The organism is Agromyces sp. NPDC058136, assembly GCF_042884375.1.
GTDB lineage: Bacteria > Actinomycetota > Actinomycetes > Actinomycetales > Microbacteriaceae > Agromyces.
The window spans coordinates 920540-940430 of the sequence record NZ_JBHVUA010000001.1; the positions used below are offsets into that span (position 1 = coordinate 920540).

Annotated in this window: 25 protein-coding genes; 1 reads left to right on the forward strand and 24 read right to left on the reverse strand. The window is 69.1% G+C overall.

Annotation, left to right across the window (positions count from 1 at the left end):
- Positions 1 to 6 precede the first annotated feature (6 nt).
- Positions 7 to 1857 (reverse strand): glutamine--fructose-6-phosphate transaminase (isomerizing), encoded by a 1851-nt coding sequence (glmS, locus tag ACFVTX_RS04315; protein ID WP_386898334.1) that lies wholly within the window; start codon positions 1855 to 1857, stop codon positions 7 to 9.
- Positions 1858 to 1973: 116 nt separating this feature from the next.
- On the opposite strand from glmS, the gene coaA reads away from it, so the two are divergent.
- Complete coding sequence (gene coaA, locus ACFVTX_RS04320) at positions 1974 to 2930, forward strand: type I pantothenate kinase (RefSeq protein WP_386898335.1); 957 nt, start codon at positions 1974 to 1976, stop codon at positions 2928 to 2930.
- A gap of 128 nt (positions 2931 to 3058) precedes the next feature.
- Here the strand turns inward: coaA and glmM are convergent, their stop codons facing one another.
- From glmM to rplX, 23 genes are all read right to left on the reverse strand, one after another.
- Positions 3059 to 4420: a phosphoglucosamine mutase gene (glmM, locus tag ACFVTX_RS04325; protein ID WP_386898336.1), complete on the reverse strand. Its 1362-nt coding sequence runs from the start codon at positions 4418 to 4420 to the stop codon at positions 3059 to 3061.
- 18 nt (positions 4421 to 4438) lie between these two features.
- A complete protein-coding gene (gene rpsI, locus ACFVTX_RS04330) occupies positions 4439 to 4924 on the reverse strand; it encodes a 30S ribosomal protein S9 (RefSeq protein WP_386898337.1) in 486 nt (161 codons plus the stop codon).
- Positions 4925 to 4967: 43 nt separating this feature from the next.
- Complete coding sequence (gene rplM / locus ACFVTX_RS04335; protein WP_386898338.1) at positions 4968 to 5414, reverse strand: 50S ribosomal protein L13; 447 nt, start codon at positions 5412 to 5414, stop codon at positions 4968 to 4970.
- A gap of 157 nt (positions 5415 to 5571) precedes the next feature.
- On the reverse strand, positions 5572 to 6561 hold the full coding sequence (gene truA, locus ACFVTX_RS04340) for a tRNA pseudouridine(38-40) synthase TruA (protein ID WP_386898339.1): 990 nt from the start codon (positions 6559 to 6561) through the stop codon (positions 5572 to 5574).
- A 9-nt stretch (positions 6562 to 6570) separates the two neighbouring features.
- Entirely contained in the window at positions 6571 to 7902 is a 1332-nt protein-coding gene (locus ACFVTX_RS04345) for an acyltransferase (protein WP_386898340.1), read from the reverse strand.
- Between the two features lie 138 nt (positions 7903 to 8040).
- Entirely contained in the window at positions 8041 to 8571 is a 531-nt protein-coding gene (gene rplQ, locus ACFVTX_RS04350) for a 50S ribosomal protein L17 (RefSeq protein ID WP_386898341.1), read from the reverse strand.
- 48 nt (positions 8572 to 8619) lie between these two features.
- The gene (locus tag ACFVTX_RS04355; protein ID WP_022889750.1) at positions 8620 to 9606 is read right to left on the reverse strand and encodes a DNA-directed RNA polymerase subunit alpha; all 987 of its coding nucleotides are present in this window, start codon (positions 9604 to 9606) and stop codon (positions 8620 to 8622) included.
- A 133-nt stretch (positions 9607 to 9739) separates the two neighbouring features.
- Positions 9740 to 10138 carry a 30S ribosomal protein S11 gene (gene rpsK, locus ACFVTX_RS04360; RefSeq protein ID WP_092668574.1) on the reverse strand — a complete coding sequence of 133 codons (399 nt, stop codon included), beginning with the start codon at positions 10136 to 10138 and terminating at the stop codon, positions 9740 to 9742.
- A 32-nt stretch (positions 10139 to 10170) separates the two neighbouring features.
- Positions 10171 to 10551: a 30S ribosomal protein S13 gene (gene rpsM / locus ACFVTX_RS04365; RefSeq protein WP_376944328.1), complete on the reverse strand. Its 381-nt coding sequence runs from the start codon at positions 10549 to 10551 to the stop codon at positions 10171 to 10173.
- A 160-nt stretch (positions 10552 to 10711) separates the two neighbouring features.
- Complete coding sequence (rpmJ, locus tag ACFVTX_RS04370) at positions 10712 to 10825, reverse strand: 50S ribosomal protein L36 (protein WP_008361054.1); 114 nt, start codon at positions 10823 to 10825, stop codon at positions 10712 to 10714.
- A gap of 67 nt (positions 10826 to 10892) precedes the next feature.
- A complete protein-coding gene (gene infA / locus ACFVTX_RS04375) occupies positions 10893 to 11114 on the reverse strand; it encodes a translation initiation factor IF-1 (RefSeq protein WP_011186713.1) in 222 nt (73 codons plus the stop codon).
- Between the two features lie 192 nt (positions 11115 to 11306).
- On the reverse strand, positions 11307 to 12965 hold the full coding sequence (gene ptsP, locus ACFVTX_RS04380; protein WP_386898342.1) for a phosphoenolpyruvate--protein phosphotransferase: 1659 nt from the start codon (positions 12963 to 12965) through the stop codon (positions 11307 to 11309).
- Between the two features lie 73 nt (positions 12966 to 13038).
- Positions 13039 to 13866, reverse strand: coding sequence for a type I methionyl aminopeptidase (gene map / locus ACFVTX_RS04385; RefSeq protein WP_386898343.1), 828 nt, complete (start codon positions 13864 to 13866; stop codon positions 13039 to 13041).
- 5 nt (positions 13867 to 13871) lie between these two features.
- On the reverse strand, positions 13872 to 14495 hold the full coding sequence (locus tag ACFVTX_RS04390; protein WP_386898344.1) for an adenylate kinase: 624 nt from the start codon (positions 14493 to 14495) through the stop codon (positions 13872 to 13874).
- A complete protein-coding gene (secY, locus tag ACFVTX_RS04395; protein WP_386898345.1) occupies positions 14492 to 15817 on the reverse strand; it encodes a preprotein translocase subunit SecY in 1326 nt (441 codons plus the stop codon). The genes ACFVTX_RS04390 and secY overlap by 4 nt, the downstream gene beginning before the upstream one ends.
- A 131-nt stretch (positions 15818 to 15948) precedes the next feature.
- Positions 15949 to 16593, reverse strand: coding sequence for a 50S ribosomal protein L15 (gene rplO / locus ACFVTX_RS04400; RefSeq protein WP_386898346.1), 645 nt, complete (start codon positions 16591 to 16593; stop codon positions 15949 to 15951).
- Positions 16593 to 16778 carry a 50S ribosomal protein L30 gene (gene rpmD / locus ACFVTX_RS04405; protein ID WP_022889741.1) on the reverse strand — a complete coding sequence of 62 codons (186 nt, stop codon included), beginning with the start codon at positions 16776 to 16778 and terminating at the stop codon, positions 16593 to 16595. The genes rplO and rpmD overlap by 1 nt, the downstream gene beginning before the upstream one ends.
- Positions 16778 to 17449 (reverse strand): 30S ribosomal protein S5, encoded by a 672-nt coding sequence (rpsE, locus tag ACFVTX_RS04410; protein WP_386898347.1) that lies wholly within the window; start codon positions 17447 to 17449, stop codon positions 16778 to 16780. The genes rpmD and rpsE overlap by 1 nt, the downstream gene beginning before the upstream one ends.
- Positions 17450 to 17475: 26 nt before the next feature.
- Positions 17476 to 17835, reverse strand: coding sequence for a 50S ribosomal protein L18 (gene rplR, locus ACFVTX_RS04415; protein ID WP_386898348.1), 360 nt, complete (start codon positions 17833 to 17835; stop codon positions 17476 to 17478).
- 2 nt (positions 17836 to 17837) lie between these two features.
- Positions 17838 to 18374 carry a 50S ribosomal protein L6 gene (rplF, locus tag ACFVTX_RS04420; RefSeq protein ID WP_386898349.1) on the reverse strand — a complete coding sequence of 179 codons (537 nt, stop codon included), beginning with the start codon at positions 18372 to 18374 and terminating at the stop codon, positions 17838 to 17840.
- A 4-nt stretch (positions 18375 to 18378) separates the two neighbouring features.
- Positions 18379 to 18777, reverse strand: coding sequence for a 30S ribosomal protein S8 (gene rpsH, locus ACFVTX_RS04425; RefSeq protein WP_386898350.1), 399 nt, complete (start codon positions 18775 to 18777; stop codon positions 18379 to 18381).
- A 170-nt stretch (positions 18778 to 18947) separates the two neighbouring features.
- Complete coding sequence (rplE, locus tag ACFVTX_RS04430; protein ID WP_386898351.1) at positions 18948 to 19532, reverse strand: 50S ribosomal protein L5; 585 nt, start codon at positions 19530 to 19532, stop codon at positions 18948 to 18950.
- Positions 19532 to 19891, reverse strand: a complete 360-nt coding sequence (rplX, locus tag ACFVTX_RS04435) for a 50S ribosomal protein L24 (RefSeq protein WP_386898352.1) — start codon at positions 19889 to 19891, stop codon at positions 19532 to 19534. Before rplX ends, rplE begins: the two co-directional genes overlap by 1 nt.

Consider the following 19891-nt stretch of genomic DNA (forward strand, 5'->3'; position numbering starts at 1 on the left):
CCAGGGTCACTCGACCGTCACCGACTTCGCGAGGTTGCGCGGCTGGTCGACGTCGAGGCCCTTCGCCTGCGAGAGCTCCATCGCGAAGATCTGCAGCGGCACGACCGCGAGGAGCGGCTCGAAGAGCGGCGCGGCGAGCGGGATGCGGATGACCTCGTCGGCGAACGGCAGCACCGCCGCGTCCCCGGCCTCGGCGATCGCGATGACGCGGGCGCCGCGGGCGCGGATCTCCTGGATGTTCGAGACGACCTTCGGGTGGAGGCTGCCCACGTGACGCGGGCTCGGCACGACGACGAAGACGGGCTGGCCGGGCTCGATGAGCGCGATCGGGCCGTGCTTCAGCTCGCCCGCTGCGAAGCCCTCGGCGTGGATGTACGCGAGCTCCTTGAGCTTCAACGCGCCCTCGAGGGCGATCGGGTAGCCGACGTGGCGCCCGAGGAAGAGCACCGCGCGGGTGTCCGCCATCCAGTGCGCGAGCTGCGCGACCTTCTCGCCCTCACCGAGCACCTGCTCGAGCTTCCCGGGCACCGCCGTGAGCTCGGCGAGCTGTGCGGCGAGCGCCGCGTCGTCGAGCGTGCCGCGCACGCGCGCGAGGTGCAGGCCGAACAGGTAGAGCGCCGTGATCTGTGCGACGAACGCCTTCGTCGAGGCGACTGCGACCTCGGGGCCGGCGTGGGTGTAGACGACGGCGTCGGACTCGCGCGGGATCGTCGCGCCCTGCGTGTTGCAGATCGAGATCGTGCGCGCACCCTGCTCACGGGCGTACTTGACGGCCATGAGCGTGTCCATCGTCTCGCCCGACTGGCTGATTGACACGACGAGCGTGTCGTCGTCGAGCACCGGTTCGCGATAGCGGAACTCGTGGCTGAGCTCGACCTCGACCGGCACGCGGGCCCACTGCTCGATCGCGTACTTCGCGACCATGCCCGCGTACGAGGCGGTGCCGCACGCGATCACCGAGATGCGGCGGATGCCGCGGAGCTCGTCGTCGCCGAAGCCCTCGAGCTCGGGGATCACGACGGCCCCGTCGACGACGCGGCCTCGGATCGTGTTCGCGACGGCATCGGGCTGCTCCGACACCTCCTTGCGCATGAACGACGACCAGCCGCCCTTCTCCGCGGCCGAGGCATCCCAGGCGACCTCGAAGGGCTCGACCTCGACGGGCGCGCCCTCGAAGTCGGTGACGACGACGCCGTCGGCGGTGATCGCGACGATCTGGTCCTGGCCGACGGCGACGGCATGCTTCGTGTACTCGACGAAGGCCGCGACATCCGAACCGAGGAAGTTCTCACCTTCGCCGAGCCCGATCACGAGCGGGGAGTTGCGGCGCGCACCGACGACGAGGCCGGGCTCTGAGCGGTGGACCGCGAGCAGGGTGAACGCGCCCTCCAGGCGGGAGACGGTGTTGCGGAACGCCCGACGGAGGTCGCCGGCGGCACGGTACTCACGGCCGAGGAGCACCGCGGCGACCTCGGTGTCGGTCTCCGACTCGAAGGTGAAGCCCTCGGCGAGGAGCTCGTCCTTCAGCTCCGCGAAGTTCTCGATGATGCCGTTGTGAATGAGCGCGAGACGCCCCTCGTCGCCGAGGTGCGGGTGTGCGTTGACGTCGGTCGGGCCGCCGTGCGTCGCCCAGCGCGTGTGGCCGATACCGGTGCCGCCCGCGTGAAGCGGGTTGCGCTCGAGTTCCTCGGCCAGAACTTTCAGCTTGCCCGCCCGCTTCGCGGTCTCGATGGCGCCGTCGCCGTCGACGACCGCCACTCCCGCGGAGTCGTAACCGCGGTATTCGAGACGGCGCAGGCCGCCCATGAGGACGTCGAGGCTGTTGCGCTCTCCGACGTATCCGACGATTCCACACATGCGGCCGATTCTACTGGCGCGCGACTGGGCGACCGCCCCGAGCGGTTGCGGCTCGAGCGTCCGGGACGACGAAGCAGGCGACCACCCGGCGTCCGGGCCCGCACTACACTGGCACGGTGCCGGATCAGCAGAGCCCGTCGTCGCACTCGACGCAGATCTCGCCGTTCATCGAACTCGACCGAGCCGACTGGGCGGCGCTCGCCCCGTCGATGCCGTCTCCGCTCCGCGAGACCGAGATCGTGCAGCTGCGCGGGCTCGGCGAACCGCTCGACCCCACCGAGGTCGCCGAGGTATACCTTCCCCTCAGCCGGCTTCTGAACCTCTACGTCGGCGGCACGAAGTCACTGCACAAGGTCGCGAGCGAGTTCCTCCGCGAGCGATTCGAGTCGACGCCGTTCGTCATCGGCGTCGCCGGCTCCGTCGCGGTCGGCAAGTCGACGATCGCACGCCTGCTGCGCGAGCTCCTCGCCCGCTGGGAGCACACTCCCCGCGTCGAGCTCGTCACGACCGACGGGTTCCTCTTCCCGAACGCCGAACTCGAGCGCCGGGGTCTCATGGCACGCAAGGGCTTCCCCGAGTCGTACGACCGTCGCGCACTCCTCCGATTCGTCAGCGAGGTCAAGGCCGGAGCCGCCGAGGTGCGGGCCCCCTTCTACTCGCACCTCGCGTACGACATCGTCCCAGACGCGCAGGTGACCGTGCGCCGTCCCGACGTGCTGATCGTCGAGGGCCTCAACGTGCTGCAGCCGCCCGGCCCCGGGCATCGGCTCGCCGTGAGCGATCTCTTCGACTTCACCATCTACGTCGACGCACGCACGAACGACATCGCGCGGTGGTACGAGGAGCGCTTCCTGAAGCTCCAGCGCGGCGCGTTCACGAACCCCCGCTCCTACTTCCACCGCTATGCCTCGCTCACCGAGGACGAGGCACGTCAGCGGTCGCGCGAGATCTGGCATTCGATCAACGAGCCGAACCTGCTGCAGAACATCCGGCCGACGCGCTCGCGGGCGTCGCTCGTGCTGCGTAAGAGCGCCGATCACACCGTGTCGAGCGTGCTGCTGCGCAAGCTCTGAAGTGCGGCGGGCCACCGCACGGCACGGCGTCGCGGCGCAACAGCACAGCACGAAATGCGCGTTTCAGGACGGTTCCGTGGGAGCCGTCCTGAAACGCCCGCGTTCTGCTGGGCGCGAGGGGTTGCGCGTCAGAGCGCGAGTTCGGCCTTCACGACCTCGGCGAGGGCCGCAGCATGACGGTCGGCCTCCGCCTGGTCTGATGCCTCGACCATGACCCGCACCATGGGTTCGGTGCCCGAGGGGCGCAGGAGCACGCGACCGGAATCGCCGAGCTCGGCCTCGACCGCGGCGACGGCGGCGGCGATCGCCTCGTTGCCCGCAAGCCGGTGGTGGTCGACGCCGCGCACGTTCACGAGGATCTGCGGGTAGACCGTCATCACCGAGGCGAGCTCGGCGAGACTCTTGCCGGTGCGCGCGACCTCTGCTGCGAGATGCAGGCCGGTGAGCACACCGTCGCCGGTCGTCGCGTACTCGCTCATGATGACGTGGCCCGACTGCTCGCCGCCCAGGGCGAATCCGCCCGCGCCGAGGGCCTCGAGCACGTAGCGGTCTCCGACCTTCGTCTCCACGATGTCGATGCCGTGCTCGGCCATCGCGTGCTTGAGTCCGAGGTTCGACATGACCGTCACGACGAGGGTGTCGTCGGTGAGCGTGCCCCGCTCCTTCATCGAGACGGCGAGGATCGCCATGATCATGTCGCCGTCGACGATGTTGCCGTCGCCGTCGACCGCGAGGCAGCGGTCGGCGTCGCCGTCGTGGGCGATGCCGAGGTCGGCGCCGTGTTCGAGCACGGCGGCCTGGAGCTGCGCGAGGTGGGTCGAGCCGACGCCGTCGTTGATGTTGATGCCGTCGGGGTCGGCCCCGATGACGACGAGCTCGGCGCCTGCGTCCGCGAAAGTCTGGGGTGAGACGCCCGCGGCAGCGCCGTGGGCGCAGTCGAGCACGATCTTGAGACCGTCGAGCCGATGCGGCAGCGTGCCGAGCAGGTGCACGACGTAGCGGTCCTCGGCGTCGGAGAAGCGCCGGATACGGCCGACGCCGTCGCCGATGGGCGCGAGCTTCTGCTTGCCGAGGTGCGACTCGATCCGGTCTTCGACCTCGTCGGGCAGCTTCGTGCCGCCGTAGGAGAAGAACTTGATGCCGTTGTCGGGCGCCGGATTGTGCGACGCCGAGATCATGACCCCGAAGTCGGCGTTGATCGAGTCGATGAGGAACGCGGTCGCGGGAGTCGGGATGACCCCGGCGTCGAGCACGTCGACGCCGGAGCTCGCGAGGCCGGCGGACACCGCGGCGGTGAGGAACTCACCGGAGACACGAGGGTCGCGTGCGACGACGGCGACGGGGCGCTTGCCCGCCGCACGGATCTCGTCGGCGTGACGACCCTTCGTGAGGACGGCCGCAGCCGCCTGGGAGAGGCCCAGGGCCAGGTCAGCCGTGAGTTCACGGTTGGCCAGGCCCCGGACCCCGTCCGTTCCGAAAAGCCGAGGCATACGGAATCGCGGAGCGGATCAGCGCTTCGAGAACTGCGGAGCCTTGCGGGCCTTCTTGAGACCGGCCTTCTTGCGCTCGATGACGCGGGCGTCACGCGTGAGGAAGCCGGCCTTCTTCAGGGTCGGCCGGTTGTTCTCACGGTCGATCTCGTTGAGCGCGCGAGCGATCGCGAGACGGAGCGCACCGGCCTGGCCGGCGGGGCCGCCACCGGTGATCTTCGCCACGACGTCGTACGAGCCGGTGAGCTCGAGCACGGTGAAGGGGTCGGTGATGAGCTGCTGGTGCAGCTTGCTCGGGAAGTACGCGGCGAACTCACGGCCGTTGACCGTGATGGTGCCGGCACCGGGGATGACGCGCACGCGGGCGATGGCCTGCTTGCGACGGCCGACGGCTGCGCCCGAGACGTTGAGCACGGCGCGGGGGGTGGTGGGAGCGGCCGCGGGGGCGCTCTCGGTCGTGTAGCTCTCGGGAGCCGCTTCGATCTGGTCTGCGATCTTCGCCATTTTGGTGTGAATCCTTATTTCGAGAACGTCGAGGGTGCCGGAATTACTGGGCGACCTGGGTGAGGGTGTACGGCTTGGGCTGCTGCGCCGCGTGCGGGTGCTCGGGGCCGGCGTAGACCTTGAGCTTCTTCAGCTGGGCCCGGCCGAGCGAGTTCTTCGGGAGCATGCCGCGGATCGCCTTCTCGACGGCGCGAACGGGGTTCTTCTCGAGGAGCTCGGCGTAGCCGACGGCCTTGAGGCCGCCCGGGTAGCCCGAGTGGCGGTACGCCTTCTTCTGCTCGAGCTTCTGGCCGGTGAGGGCCACCTTGTCGGCGTTGACGATGATGACGAAGTCACCGGTGTCGACGTGGTTGGCGAAGATCGCCTTGTGCTTGCCGCGCAGCAGGGCTGCGGAGTGGCTCGCGAGACGGCCGAGCACGATGTCGGTCGCGTCGATGACGACCCAGTCGCGCTGGATCTCGTTCGGCTTGGGGGTATAGGTGCGCGTCACGGAAGTGCTGCTTTCTGATCGAGTGAGGGGTTCGTGAATCCCACTCCGTGGGGAGTTCGAACGCGATGCGCGCGAACGCCCGGTTGGAGGGCTCAACATCGGGCACCGCTGCAGAGAACGGCACCAAAGGGAGATCTTAGCAGCTTCGCTGCACGAATCAGAATCGCGCCGGCTCAGCGGGCGCTTCAGCTGCGGCCGGGTCGCCCGCGACATCGGCGTCGGGGTCGTGGATGCCACGCTCCCGGAGCTCCCGTCGCGCCCGGGTCTGCACGGCGCGCGCCTCGAGCTCGGCGTCGTCGGGGTACCCGACCTCGGTGAGCACGAGCCCCTTGGCGGGCATGACCTTGAACGCGCTCGTCCGCTCGCGGGCGGCGAGCAGCACCTCGGGGTCGGTCGGCGCGAGCCGGCCCTCCCCCACGGCGACGCACGCTCCGACGAGTGCGCGCACCATCGAGTGGCAGAAGGCGTCGGCCTGCAGCCGGGCGACGAGCACCCCGTCGTCTGCGCGGTGCCAGCCGAACTCCTGCAGCGTGCGGATGGTCGTCGCCTCGGGACGCGGCCTGCAGAACGCGGCGAAGTCGTGGAGGCCGGTGAGGGTGCGGGCCGCGGCATCCATCGCGGTGACGTCGAGTCCGCGGGGCATCCAGACCGTGCGGAGCCGTTGCAGCGGATCGCGAGCCGAGCCGCCGTCGGCGATGCGGTACTCGTAACGACGCCAGATGGCGGAGAATCGCGCGTCGAACCCCTCGGGGGCGGGCTCGGCATGCGTGACCACCACGTCGGCATCGGCCGCGCCGATGATGCCCGAGAGCCTGCGGAGCAGGACGCCCGCCGCATCGGCCTCTGGGCCGTCCTCGCCGCGGCGGGGCCGCGTCACCGCCGCGAGCGCTGCACTCGGCACGTCGAAGTGCGCGACCTGCCCGGTCGCGTGGACGCCCGCATCCGTACGGCCCGCGACCGTGAGACGCGGCACGACGTGCTCACGGCGGAAGAGCGTGGCAAGTGCCTCCTCGACGACCCCCTGCACGGTGCGGAGCCGCGGCTGGCGGCTCCACCCCTTGAAGTCGGTCCCGTCGTAGGCGATCCCGAGGCGGATCCTGACCGGAGCTGGATCGTCGCCGACGACGACGGGCTCGGGTTCGGACATGGCTCAAGCCTACGCGCGAACGCCGCCGCCTGTCTGCGCGCTCGATGCGGCTGCCCCCGGGCGCGCGCCGGCGGCCTCGTCGGCGCCGCCCGTGTGACGCCCGGCACCCGGCCCGCCGACGATGAGCGCCACGACCGCGACCGTCACGAGCGACCAGCCGAGGAGCCCGTGCGTCCACGGAACGTACCCGAGGGTGAGCAGCACGCCGACCCCCGCGACGGCGAAGAGCGACCAGACGATCACGAACGGCAGCGGCGTCGTGCGTTCGACCGGGGCGGGCCAGTGCCGTTCGAGACGCGGCACGACCAGGCAGCAGCCCGCGACGACGATCGCGATCGCGAGGATCCAGAGGGGCCTCGTCGCCCACCACCCCGGTGAGAGCACCGGCGGGAACGGCACACCGGCCGCGAGCTGCGCACCCGTCACGACCGCCATCGCGAAGGTGTGCCAGAGGTAGATCACCATGCCGTACACGCCGAACACGTAGACCGCGCCGAGCATCGGACGCCACCGCATGGCGCGCCGGATCGCCGGCTGGAACAGTGCGAAGAGGCACGCCTGGCCGAGCGCGAGAGCGAGGATCGCGAGCGTGGGCGGGTTGAGGTTGTCGAGCATGTCGTGCGAGTACCCGAACACCGTGACCAGTACGCCGATGACGGCGTAGGCGCCGGCTGCGACGGCGACGAGCACGAGCCGGGATCGGCGTGCGAACCAGCCGTCGCGCAGCCCGAAGCCGAGCTGCTGCGCGAAGAGCCACACGAAGAGCCAGTTGAGCGCACCGATCGGAAGGCCGAGCCCGCGACTCGCGACGTCGACCGCGACGACGGCCGCGGCGAGCCCGAGATACGTCGGCCACGGCGCATGCCGGTGGAGGCGGCTCATGAGCGGCACGAACGCCGTGCAGACGAGGTAGACGGGGATGAACCAGAGCGGCTCGGCCAATCGCACGGCGAAGGTGCGCACGAACTCGGGATCGACCCCGGCGGCCGTCATGACGACGAGCACTGCGCCGACCGCGGCGACCACGCCGACGACCGGCTGCGCCAGGCGGATCGCACGGACCCGGACGTAGTGGGCGACCGTCTCGCCGTGGCCCCTGAGCCGACGCCACTGGGTGATCGAGGCGAAACCGCCGCAGATGAAGAACACGGGCATGATCATGAGCGGCCACGTCGCCCATGCGAGCGGCTCGAAGCCGTCGAGCGCGTTGAACGCACGCAGCGGGTCGCCGCCGATCCCCATCTGCAGCGCATGCAGCAGCACGACGACCGGCAGGCAGAACGCCCGGGCGAAATCGATCGAGAGGTCCCGGTCGACCGGGACCATCGTGCTCGTGACCATCTCGTCCTTCGGCGGTGGAGGGCGGCATGCGCCCCGCGGGCGATGCCGAGCCCGAGCCACGGGCCGACGAGAGTCTAGCGAGTACGCGAACGGGCCCCTGTGCGTTGTGCACAGGGGCCCGTTCGACGGCGATCGAGGCTACTTGGCCTCGGCGGCCTCGGTCTCCTCGGCGGGAGCCTCGTCGGCCGCAGCCTCGCTGGTCTCCTCGGCGGCGGGGGCCTCGGCGGCCTCCTCGACGACCTCGGTCTCCTCGACGACCTCGGCGGGCGCGGCCTCGGCGGCGGGCTTCGCGGCGCGCTGCTTCTTCACGACCGGCTCGAGCACGAGCTCGATGACCGCCATGGGCGCGTTGTCGCCCTTGCGGTTGCCGATCTTCGTGATGCGGGTGTAGCCGCCCTCACGGTCGGCGACCTGCGGTGCGATGACCGCGAACAGCTCGTGCACGACGGCCTTGTCGCCGATCACGGCGAGCACGCGACGGCGGGCGTGCAGGTCGCCGCGCTTCGCGAAGGTGATGAGGCGCTCGGCGAGCGGACGGAGTCGCTTCGCCTTGGTCTCGGTCGTGGTGATGCTCTTGTGCGTGTAGAGCGCAGCCGCGAGGTTCGCGAGCATGAGCCGCTCGTGCGAGGGGCCGCCTCCGAGGCGGGGGCCCTTGGTGGGCTTCGGCATGGTTCGTTATCTCCAGTGTGTGGGGGTCGGTGCTACGTGCGCGAGCGACTAGTTCTCGTCGTCGAAGCCGGTGTAGAAGTGGGCGCCGTCGAAACCGGGAACCGAGTCCTTGAGGGACAGGTTCATCTCAGTGAGCTTGTCCTTGACCTCGTCGACCGACTTCTGACCGAAGTTGCGGATGTTCATGAGCTGCGACTCCGAGAGGGCGACGAGCTCCGACACCGTGTTGATGCCTTCGCGCTTCAGGCAGTTGTAGCTGCGCACCGAGAGGTCGAGATCTTCGATCGGGATCGAGAGCTCGCTCGAGAGCACGGCGTCGACCGGCGCGGGGCCGATCTCGATTCCCTCGGCCGCGGTGTTCAGCTCGCGTGCGAGGCCGAACAGCTCGGTGAGGGTACGGCCTGCCGACGCGATCGCGTCGCGCGGCGAGATGGCCGGCTTCGACTCGACGTCGACCACGAGGCGGTCGAAGTCGGTGCGCTCGCCGGCACGGGTGGCCTCGACGCGGTAGGTGACCTTGAGCACCGGCGAGTAGATCGAGTCGACCGGGATCTGGCCGGCCTCGGAGTACTCGTTGCGGTTCTGCGAAGCCGAGACGTAGCCGCGGCCACGCTCGATCGTGAGCTCGAGCTCGAACTTGGCCGAGTCGTTGAGCGTCGCGATGACGAGCTCGGGGTTGTGCACCTCGACGCCCGCCGGAGCGGAGATGTCGGCTGCCGTGACCTCACCGGCGCCCTGCTTGCGCAGGTAGGCGGTGATGGGCTCGTCGTGCTCGCTCGAGACGACCAGGTTCTTGATGTTCAGGATGATCTCGGTGACATCCTCCTTCACACCGGGGACCGTCGAGAACTCGTGGAGCACGCCGTCGATGCGGATGCTCGTCACGGCCGCGCCGGGGATCGAGGAGAGGAGGGTGCGGCGAAGCGAGTTGCCGAGGGTGTAACCGAAGCCCGGCTCGAGGGGCTCGATCACGAAACGCGAACGGAACTCCGAGATGTTCTCTTCGGTGAGCGTCGGGCGCTGTGCGATCAGCACTGTTGATTCCTTTCGGCAGGGTGTCCGCTATATGACACCTGCGAGGTCGAGGATCTTGAGTTGTGTGAGAACGGATGCCCGGTGGCCGGGCGCGCTCCGAAGAGCGCGGGCCCGACCACCGGCACGGAGAGCCTTAGACGCGGCGGCGCTTGGGCGGGCGGCAGCCGTTGTGCGCCTGGGGCGTCACGTCGTTGATGCTGCCGACCTCGAGGCCCGCGGCCTGGAGCGAACGGATCGCGGTCTCACGGCCCGAGCCGGGGCCCTTGACGAAGACATCGACCTTCTTCATGCCGTGCTCCTGCGCCTGGCGCGCGGCCGACTCGGCGGCGAGCTGAGCGGCGAACGGGGTCGACTTGCGCGAGCCCTTGAAGCCGACGCCACCGGAGGAGGCCCAGCTGATCACGGCACCGGTGGTGTCGGTGATCGAGACGATCGTGTTGTTGAACGTCGACTTGATGTGGGCCTGGCCCACGGCGATGTTCTTCTTTTCCTTCTTGCGCGGCTTGCGAGTAGCCGCCTTGGGTGCTGCCATGTGTGAAATCTCCTAGATCTGGCGACGAGCGGTTACTTGCGGCCGGGCTTCTTCTTGCCGGCGACGGTGCGCTTCGGGCCCTTGCGGGTACGAGCGTTGGTCTTGGTGCGCTGACCGCGGACCGGGAGACCACGGCGGTGGCGGAGGCCCTCGTACGAGCCGATCTCGACCTTGCGGCGGATGTCCGCGGCGACCTCACGGCGGAGGTCACCCTCGACCTTGAAGTTGCCTTCGATGTAGTCACGAAGTGCGACGAGCTGCTCGTCGCTGAGGTCCTTCACGCGGATGTTCCCGTCGATGCCGGTCTCCGCGAGCGTCTGCAGCGCGCGAGTGCGGCCGACGCCGAAAATGTAAGTCAGTGCGATCTCCACGCGCTTCTCGCGCGGGATGTCGACTCCTGCCAGACGTGCCATGTTGTGGCTTCTCCTGTTTCGAAGTGGAGGTGTGGAGCACTGCCGGTGCCCGGGCCTCCGTCCCGAGGTGTCCCCCGCGTGAGCGGGATCTGGCAGTGCCGATTTCGTATTCAGTTGTGGGAGTGGGGGCACGCCCGAGGCGGGCCCCCGCGTCCGGCGACTAGCCCTGGCGCTGCTTGTGGCGCGGGTTCTCGCAGATGACCATCACGCGGCCGTGACGGCGGATGACCTTGCACTTGTCGCAGATCTTCTTGACGCTGGGGTTGACCTTCACAGTGGTTCCTCTGGTTCGCTGTCCTCGTGCCCGCGGGATGCCGCGGGCCGTTACTTTCCGGCAGCCCTTACTTGTAGCGGTAGACGATGCGCCCGCGCGTCAGGTCGTACGGGCTCAGTTCCACGATCACGCGGTCCTCGGGGAGGATGCGGATGTAGTGCTGGCGCATCTTTCCTGAGATGTGCGCGAGGACTTTGTGCCCGTTCGTGAGCTCGACCCGGAACATTGCGTTCGGGAGAGCCTCGATGACCGAGCCTTCGATCTCGATGACGCCGTCTTTCTTGGCCATAGCCTCACTATCGCTTGGAGTTTGGGATGCTGGTCGTGCGATGACTGCTGCACGCGAGCCGTTCGGGATGCCCTTCGACGAGGTCGTCGGGCATGCCAAGGCAGGCGTGCAGAACACCAAGGGTCAACTTTAGGTCATTTCGCCCGATTTCGCCAGTCGAGGCCGCGATCGCCGGATGCAACGGGGCGGACGTCACCCGAGGAACGCGTCGGCGGCGGCCCGGGCGGCTCGTCGCGCGGTCGCCGCGTCGTCCGCGTCGAGGGCCGCTGCGGCGATCTCCCGGGCTTGCGCAGCGGTGACCCGCGCGAGCTGCGCGCGGACCCCGGCCAGCGCCGAGGGCGACATCGAGAGGCTCGTCGCGCCGAGGCCGACGAGCACGACGGCGAGCAGCGGATCGGCGGCGGCCTCGCCGCAGATGCCGACCGGCTTCCCGAGGGCGGCGCCGGCCTCCCCCACCTCTCGGACGAGCCGCAGCACCGCAGGATGCCAGGGATCCTGCAACTCCGCCACCCCGCCGAGGAGCCGATCCGCGGCCATCGTGTACTGCGTGAGGTCGTTCGTGCCGATCGAGGCGAAATCGACGACGCCGAGCATCCGTCGTGCGAGCAGCGCCGCCGCCGGCACCTCGATCATGACCCCGGCGACCGGGAGCCCCGACTCGCGCGCGACGGCGGCGAACCAGTCGGCCTCCTCGACCGTGGCGATCATCGGCGCCATGACCTCCACCTTCGCCGAGCTTCGGGCGGCGGCGCCGGCGAGGGCGTCGAGCTGGTCGCGCAGCACCGGTTCGGCACGCCGAAGGGCACGGATGCCGCGGAGCCCGAGCGCAGGGTTCTCCTCGTGCGCTCCGCCGAGGAACGCGAGCGGCTTGTCGGCGCCCGCGTCGAGGACGCGGACGACCACCTTCCGGCCCGGGAACGCGGCGAGGAGCCGTTCGTAGGCGTCCCGCTGCGCTTCGACCGTCGGTGCGGCCTCCGCGTCGAGGAACAGGAACTCGGTGCGGAACAGGCCGACGCCCTCCGCCCCGAGCCGCACCGCTTCCGCGGCCCCGTCGGGTGAGCCGAGGTTCGCGAGGAGCGGCATCGGGGTGCCGTCGGCGAGGCGCCCGGCGGTGATCGGCGCGGCGGCCTCGGCGACGAGCGCCTCCTGCCTGGCGGTCGCGGCAGCGACGTCCTCCGCAGTCGGGTCGGTCAGGATGCGACCGCGTTCCGCGTCCACGATCACCGTCGCGCCCTCGACCAGCCCCGAGGCATCCGCGCCGACGATCGCGACGAGCGATTTCTCACGCGCGAGGATCGCGGTGTGCGAGGTCGGGCCGCCTTCGAGCGTGACGACCGCGAGCACCTGCTCGAGGTCGAGGGTCGCCGTGTCGGCCGGCGCGAGGTCGTTCGCGACGAGCACGAACGGATGCCCGGGGTCGGGAACGCCGGGCGGGGACGAGTGCGTGAGCACGGCGATCACCCGCTGCGACAGGTCGGCGAGGTCGGCGGCGCGCTCGGCGAGATACCCGCCCATGCCCATGAGGAGCGCACGGTACCCCGCGAACGCGTCGAACACCGCCCGTTCGGCGGTGACCCCCCTGGCGAGGTGCTCCCTGACGCTCGAGTCGACCGCGGGATCCTCGAGCATGAGCGCCTGGGCCTCGAGCACCTCGCGACCGCTGCCGTCGACCGTGCCCGCACGACGGCGGAGCTCCCGCGCGACCTCTGCGGCGGCGTCCTGCGCGCGCTCGAGCTCGCGCTCCGCGGTGACGAGACTCGGCGCCGCCGAGGGCTCCGGCATCGGCGGCGACATCCAGGCCACCGGGCCGATCGCGATGCCGCGCCCGACGCCGGTTCCGCTGTACTCCACCTCGACCACCCCCGGCCCGATCGGAACAGGGCGACCTCGCGAGCGCCCGATCCCAGCCTAGCCCTCGGGGCGTTCAGGCGATGGGGGCGGGCACGATGCCGAACGGCGCGAGTCCGGCGGCCCCGCCGTCGGGCGCGGTCAGCACCCAGATGCCGCCCGCGTGCACGGCGACGCTGTGCTCCCAGTGGGCCGCGTCGGCTCCGTCGGCCGTGGTGACCGTCCAGTCGTCGTCGCGGATGAAGCTCTCGATCGCACCGGCGACGAGCATCGGCTCGATCGCGACGACGAGCCCCGGCTTGACGGCGGGCCCGCGCCGGTCGACCCGGTAGTTGAAGACCGGCGGCTCCTCGTGCATGGTTCGGCCGATGCCGTGTCCGACGTAGTCGGTGAGGATCCCGTACTCCCCTTCGGAGCGCACGTGGTCCTCGATGGCCGCACCGACCTCGTTGAGGTGCGAGGCGCGGGCGAGCGCCGCGATGCCGACCCAGAGCGCGGACTCCGTCACGGCCGACAGTCGCTCGCGCGCGGCGACGATCTCGGGGCGCGACGGGTCGGGCAGCACCACGGTGAATGCGGAGTCGCCGTTCCACCCGTCGACCTCGGCGCCGCCGTCGACCGAGACGATGTCACCCGGCTGGAACCGACGCTCCCCCGGGATGCCGTGCACGATGTCGTCGTTCACCGAAACGCAGAGCGTGTGCCGGTACCCGGGCACGAGCTGGAAGTTCGAGCGGCCGCCGGCCTGGGTGATGACCCGCTCGGCCGCGGCGTCGAGTTCGAGCCCGGTCGCTCCGGCGACGGCGAGACGACGGGCCTCAGCAAGCGCAGCGGCCGTCGCACGGCCCGCCGCGACCATCGATCGCAGCTGGGCCGGCGACTTGTAGATCGAACGCCGGAACACGCGACTCAGGCTGCGGCGCCGGGGTGCCGCGGAGCCAGGCCCCGAGCGGCGAGCGACTCGAAGATGCGGGCGGTGACCTCGGCGAGGGTGCCGACTCCATCGATGCGGACGACGAGCCCGCTTTCGCGGTACACGTCGAGGATCGGCGCGGTCTCGCGCTCGTAGATCGCCAGGCGGTTCGCGATGACCTCTTCGGTGTCGTCGGTGCGCCCCTGCTCGATCGCACGCTGGTGGATGCGCTGGATCGACTCGTCGCGCGGCACCTCGAGCTCGATCACGGCGTCGAGCGACTCGCCGCGCGACGAGAGGAACGCGTCGAGGTCGTCGACCTGACCGCGGTTGCGGGGGTAGCCGTCGAGCAGGAAGCCCTCAGCGGCATCCGGCTGCGCCAGACGATCGCGCACCAGCTCGCTGGTGAGCGCGTCGGGAACGAGGTCGCCGGCCTCGATGATCGCCTGGACCCGCTTGCCGAGCTCGGTGCCACCCGCGACGTTCGCGCGGAAGATGTCGCCGGTGGCGACCTGCGGTACCCCGAACGCCTCCGCGACGAGCACGCCCTGTGTTCCCTTGCCGGAGCCCTGGGGCCCGACGATCAGGAAACGGGCGGAGCTGGTAGCGGAAGCTGTCATCGGAGAAGTCCTTCGTAGTGTCGCTGCTGGAGTTGGGCGTCGATCTGCTTGACGGTCTCGAGACCGACGCCGACGATGATGAGGATCGACGCGCCGCCGAACGGGAAGTTCTGGTTGGCGCCGACGAGGACGAACGCGATCAGCGGGATCAGCGCGACGAGGCCGAGGTAGAGCGAGCCGGGCGCCGTGATGCGCGTGAGCACGTAGTCGAGGTACTCGGCCGTCGGGCGGCCCGCGCGGATGCCCGGGATGAAGCCGCCGTACTTCTTCATGTTCTCGGCGACCTCGTCGGGGTTGAAGGTGATCGCGACGTAGAAGTACGTGAAGCCGACGATGAGCAGGAAGTACAGCAGCATGTAGAGCGGGTGGTCGCCCTTGGTCAGGTAGTTCGTGATCCAGAGCACCCACGGCTGCGGGTCCTCACCGGCGGCGGGCTGGTTGAACTGCGCGATGAGCGCAGGCAGGTACAGCAGCGACGAGGCGAAGATGACGGGCACGACGCCGGCCATGTTGACCTTGATCGGGATGTACGTGTTGTTGCCGCCGTACGTGCGTCGCCCGACCATGCGCTTCGCGTACTGCACCGGGATGCGCCGCTGGCTCTGCTCGACGAAGACGACCGCCACGACGATCGCGAGGCCGATGAGGAGCACGATCGCGAAGACGTCCCAGCCGCGCGCGATGCCGATCGCCCACAGCGAGCCCGGGAAGGTCGCGGCGATCGAGGTGAAGATCAGGAGCGACATGCCGTTGCCGATGCCGCGCTCGGTGATGAGCTCGCCCATCCACATGATGAGGCCGGTACCGGCGGTCATGGTGATGACCATGAGCAGGATCGCGTACCACGCGTCGTTCGTGATCAGCGCCGAGCACGCGGGGTCGCTGTTGGGGAAGAGCGCGCCGGAGCGGGCGACCGTGATGAGCGTCGTCGACTGCAGCACGCCGAGCGCGATGGTCAGGTAGCGGGTGTACTGCGTGAGCTTGCCCTGGCCGGCCTGGCCCTCCTTGTAGAGGGTCTCGAAGTGGGGGATCACGACACGGAGCAGCTGCACGATGATCGACGCCGTGATGTACGGCATGATGCCGAGCGCGAAGATCGAGAGCTGCAGCAGCGCGCCGCCCGAGAAGAGGTTCACGAGGTCGTAGAGACCCGACGCCCCGGCCGCCTGGTTCGCCGCGAGACACTGCTGCACGTTGCCGAAGTCGACGAACGGCGCGGGGATGAAGGATCCGAGCCGGAACAGGGCGACAATGCCCAGCGTGAAACCGAGCTTGCGGCGAAGATCCGGCGTGCGGAAGATCCGCCCGATGGCGTTGAACACTCGTCCTCCTGTTGCTCCGAGCGGCGCGTCCGTGCCCCGCGTGGAGTTGGTTCGTATACGACTCGAGCCAGTCGAGACCCCGCTTATCCTACGCGAGGTCCCGACTGGCTCGAACCAATCGTGTTTCGGTCTTACTTGACCGAGCCGCCGGCGGCGACGATCTTCTGCTCAGCCGAGCCGGAGACCTTGTCGACGGCCACGTTGAGCTTGACCTGGATGTCGCCGTTGCCGAGCACCTTGACGCGCTCGTTCTTGCGGACGGCACCCTTCTCGATCAGGTCGGCGATGGTGACGTCGCCGCCCGTCGGGTAGAGCTCGGCCAGCTTGTCGAGGTTCACGACCTGGTACTCGACGCGGAAGGGGTTCTTGAAGCCGCGGAGCTTCGGCGCACGCATGTGGTACGGAAGCTGGCCACCCTCGAAGCCGGGGCGGATGTTGTTGCGGGCCTTCGAACCCTTGGTGCCGCGACCGGCGGTCTTGCCCTTCGAACCCTCACCGCGTCCGACGCGGGTCTTGTCCTTCTTGGCGCCGGGAGCCGGGCGGAGGTGGTGGACCTTCAGGACCTGCTCGCGCTTCTCCGCGACGTCGGCCTTGGGGGCCGCCTTCTTCGCGGGAGCCTTCTTCGCAGGAGCCTTCTCAGCCGTCTCGGCCTTCGCAGCAGCAGCCTTGGGGGCGGCCTTCTTCGCGGGGGCCTTCTCGGCAGCCGCCTTGGCGGGGGCCTTCTTGGCGGGAGCCTTCTTCGGGGTCTCCTCGGCGACGTTCTTCTCGTCAGCCATTAGTCAATCTCCTCAACCTTCACGAGGTGAGCGACGGTGTTGACGTACCCGCGGTTCTGCGGGGTGTCCTCACGCACGACCGACTGGCCGATTCGCTTGAGACCGAGGCTGCGCAGCGTGTCACGCTGGTACTGCTTCTCGCTCACCTTGGACTTGATCTGGGTCACCTTCAGCTGCTTGGCCATCAGGCACCTGCCTTCGCTGCTGCGGCGGCCTCGGCCGCCTGCGCCTCGGCACGGATGAGACGCGCGGGGGCGACCTCGTCGTAGTCGAGACCACGACGGGCGGCGACCGCACGGGGCTCTTCGAGCTGCTTCAGCGACTCGACCGTGGCGTGCACGATGTTGATCGTGTTCGAGGAGCCGAGCGACTTCGAGAGCACGTCGTGGATGCCGGCGCACTCGAGCACGGCGCGGACCGGGCCACCGGCGATAACACCGGTACCGGGCGACGCCGGGCGCAGGAGCACCACACCGGCAGCGGCCTCACCCTGGACGGGGTGGGGAATGGTCGAACCGACGCGGGGGACGCGGAAGAAGTTCTTCTTCGCCTCCTCGACGCCCTTCGAGATCGCGGTCGGGACTTCGCGGGCCTTGCCGTAGCCGACGCCCACGAGGCCGTTGCCGTCGCCCACGACGACGAGCGCCGTGAAGCTGAAGCGACGACCGCCCTTGACGACCTTCGACACGCGGTTGATCGTGACGACGCGCTCGAGGAACTGGCTCTTCTCGGCGTCGCGACCACCGCGGTCACGGCCGCCCTGGTTGCGGTCGCGACCGCCGCCGCGGCGGTTGTCGCGCTCGTTGCGAGCCGGCTCAGAAGCTGCGGCCGTCTCGACGGGTGCCTCTGCAGTCACCTCGGTCTCCTTCACAGTGTTCTCGCTCACAGGTTGAGCCCTGCCTCTCGCGCTCCATCGGCGATCGCGGCAACGCGACCGGCGTACTTGTTGCCGCCGCGGTCGAAGACGACGGACTCGACACCGGCCTGCTTGGCGCGCTCGGCGACGAGCTCGCCGACCTTCTTCGCCTTGGCGGTCTTGTCACCGTCGAACGCACGGAGGTCGGCCTCCATGGTCGACGCCGACGCGACGGTGTGACCCTTGGCGTCGTCGACGACCTGCACGAAGACGTGGCGGGCCGAACGGGTGACGACGAGACGGGGGCGGAGCTCCGTGCCGACGATCTTCTTGCGAAGGCGGGTGTGGCGGCGCGAACGCGCGGCCGTCTTGCTCTTCACAGCCATGATTACTTACCTGACTTTCCGGCCTTGCGACGCACGACCTCGCCGGCGTAGCGGATGCCCTTGCCCTTGTACGGCTCGGGCTTCTTGATCTTGCGGATGTTGGCGGCGGTCTCGCCGACGGCCTGCTTCGAGATGCCGGCGACCGTGATCTTGTTGTTGCCCTCGACGGTCAGCGTGATGCCTGCAGGCGCCTCGACCGTGACCGGGTGCGAGAAGCCGAGCGCGAACTCGACGGCGCTGCCCTTCTGCGCGACGCGGTAACCGGTACCGACGATCTCGAGGCCCTTGGAGTAGCCCTGGGTCACGCCGATGATGTCGTTGGCGATGAGGGTACGCGTGAGGCCGTGCAGCGAACGCGAGGCGCGCTCGTCGTCGGGACGGGTCACGACGACCTGGTTCTCCTCGAGCTTGACCTCGATGGGGGACGCGACGTTGAGCGAGAGCTCGCCCTTCGGGCCCTTGACGGTGACGGCCGAGCCGTCGATCTTGACGTCGACACCCGCGGGGATGTCGATGGGGAGACGTCCGATTCGTGACATGGGATTACCACACGTAGGCGAGGACTTCCCCACCCACGCCCTTCTTCTCGGCCTGGCGGTCGGTGAGCAGACCGCTGGAAGTGGACAGGATCGCAACGCCGAGGCCGCCGAGGACCTTGGGGAGCTCGGTCGACTTCGCGTACACGCGGAGACCGGGCTTCGAGACGCGCTTGATGCCGGCGATCGAGCGCTCGCGGTTCGGGCCGAACTTGAGCTTCAGCGTGAGGGTCTTGCCCACGCGAGCGTCAGCGACCTCGAAGTCGGCGATGTAGCCCTCGGTCTTCAGGATCTCGGCGATGTGCGCCTTGAGCTTCGAGTTCGGCATCGACACGGAGTCGTGGTGTGCGGAGTTGGCGTTCCGCAGGCGGGTCAGCATGTCAGCGACCGGGTCGGTCATCGTCATGACGATTCGTTCCTTACGTTCACCAGGTTTCAGGACCCGTTACACGGGGACTGACCTGTGGTGTGGCCTCAGCGATTGCGTGAGACCGAAGTCCCTCACCCGCCGGCCTCCGAGCGATCGGAGACCGGCAGGTGCGAGCACAAACTCGTAGAGCTTACTACACGCAGCTCTTACGCGTTGTCGGTCGACTTGAACGGGAAGCCGAGCGCCTTGAGCAGCGCACGACCCTCCTCGTCGTTCTTGGCGGTGGTCACCACGGTGATGTCCATGCCGCGAACGCGGTCGATCTTGTCCTGGTCGATCTCGTGGAACATCGACTGCTCCGTGAGACCGAAGGTGTAGTTGCCGTTGCCGTCGAACTGCTGGTCGCTGAGGCCGCGGAAGTCGCGGATGCGGGGCAGGGCGAGCGAGAGCAGGCGGTCCAGGAACTCCCACATGCGGTCGCCGCGCAGCGTGACGTGCGCACCGATCGGCTGGCCCTCGCGCAGCTTGAACTGCGCGATGGACTTGCGGGCCTTGGTCACCTGCGGCTTCTGGCCGGTGATCTTGATGAGGTCGGCGATCGCACCGTCGATGACCTTGCCATCGCGGGCGGCCTCGCCGACACCCATGTTCACGACGATCTTCACGAGGCCGGGCACCTGGTGCGGGTTCGAGTACTCGAACTGCTCGGTGAGGCCCTTGGCGATCTCGCCGCGGTACTTGGTCTTCAGTCGCGGCTGGATTTTGCCAGCCTGCGTAGCCGTGTCGGTCATTACAGGTCCTTACCTGACTTCTTGGCGTAGCGGACGCGGACGGTCTTCGTGACGCCGTCCTTCGTCACCTGCTCGGTGCGGAAGCCGACGCGGGTCGGCTTCTTCGTCTCGGGGTCGACGATCGCGACGTTCGACACGTGGATCGGCGCCTCGTGGGTCTCGATGCCACCGGTCTTCGAGCCGCGCTGCGTCTGGCCGACGCGAACGTGCTTCGTGACGAAGTTGATGCCTTCGACGACGACGCGGTTCTCGGCGACGAGCACCTCGAGGACCTTGCCCTGCTTGCCGCGGTCTCCACCGCGTGCCTGGCTGCGGCCCGAGATGACCTGGACGAGGTCGCCCTTCTTGATGTTGGCCAT

Coding starts and splice junctions, on each gene's coding strand:
- rpsM (WP_376944328.1), bottom strand. CDS start 10,551: ATGGCACGTCTGGCAGGAGTCGACATCCCGCGCGAGAAGCGCGTGGAG.
- rplO (WP_386898346.1), bottom strand. CDS start 16,593: ATGGCTGACGAGAAGAACGTCGCCGAGGAGACCCCGAAGAAGGCTCCC.
- infA (WP_011186713.1), bottom strand. CDS start 11,114: ATGGCCAAGAAAGACGGCGTCATCGAGATCGAAGGCTCGGTCATCGAG.
- ACFVTX_RS04345 (WP_386898340.1), bottom strand. CDS start 7,902: ATGGTCACGAGCACGATGGTCCCGGTCGACCGGGACCTCTCGATCGAT.
- rplQ (WP_386898341.1), bottom strand. CDS start 8,571: ATGCCGAAGCCCACCAAGGGCCCCCGCCTCGGAGGCGGCCCCTCGCAC.
- rplR (WP_386898348.1), bottom strand. CDS start 17,835: ATGGCTGTGAAGAGCAAGACGGCCGCGCGTTCGCGCCGCCACACCCGC.
- rpsH (WP_386898350.1), bottom strand. CDS start 18,777: ATGACGATGACCGACCCGGTCGCTGACATGCTGACCCGCCTGCGGAAC.
- rpsI (WP_386898337.1), bottom strand. CDS start 4,924: ATGGCGAAGATCGCAGACCAGATCGAAGCGGCTCCCGAGAGCTACACG.
- rpmD (WP_022889741.1), bottom strand. CDS start 16,778: ATGGCCAAGCAGCTGAAGGTGACCCAGATCAAGTCCAAGGTGAGCGAG.
- truA (WP_386898339.1), bottom strand. CDS start 6,561: ATGTCCGAACCCGAGCCCGTCGTCGTCGGCGACGATCCAGCTCCGGTC.
- rplE (WP_386898351.1), bottom strand. CDS start 19,532: ATGACCGACACGGCTACGCAGGCTGGCAAAATCCAGCCGCGACTGAAG.
- glmS (WP_386898334.1), bottom strand. CDS start 1,857: ATGTGTGGAATCGTCGGATACGTCGGAGAGCGCAACAGCCTCGACGTC.
- rplX (WP_386898352.1), bottom strand. CDS start 19,891: ATGGCCAACATCAAGAAGGGCGACCTCGTCCAGGTCATCTCGGGCCGC.
- rplF (WP_386898349.1), bottom strand. CDS start 18,374: ATGTCACGAATCGGACGTCTCCCCATCGACATCCCCGCGGGTGTCGAC.
- ACFVTX_RS04390 (WP_386898344.1), bottom strand. CDS start 14,495: ATGACAGCTTCCGCTACCAGCTCCGCCCGTTTCCTGATCGTCGGGCCC.
- glmM (WP_386898336.1), bottom strand. CDS start 4,420: ATGCCTCGGCTTTTCGGAACGGACGGGGTCCGGGGCCTGGCCAACCGT.
- rpsK (WP_092668574.1), bottom strand. CDS start 10,138: ATGGCAGCACCCAAGGCGGCTACTCGCAAGCCGCGCAAGAAGGAAAAG.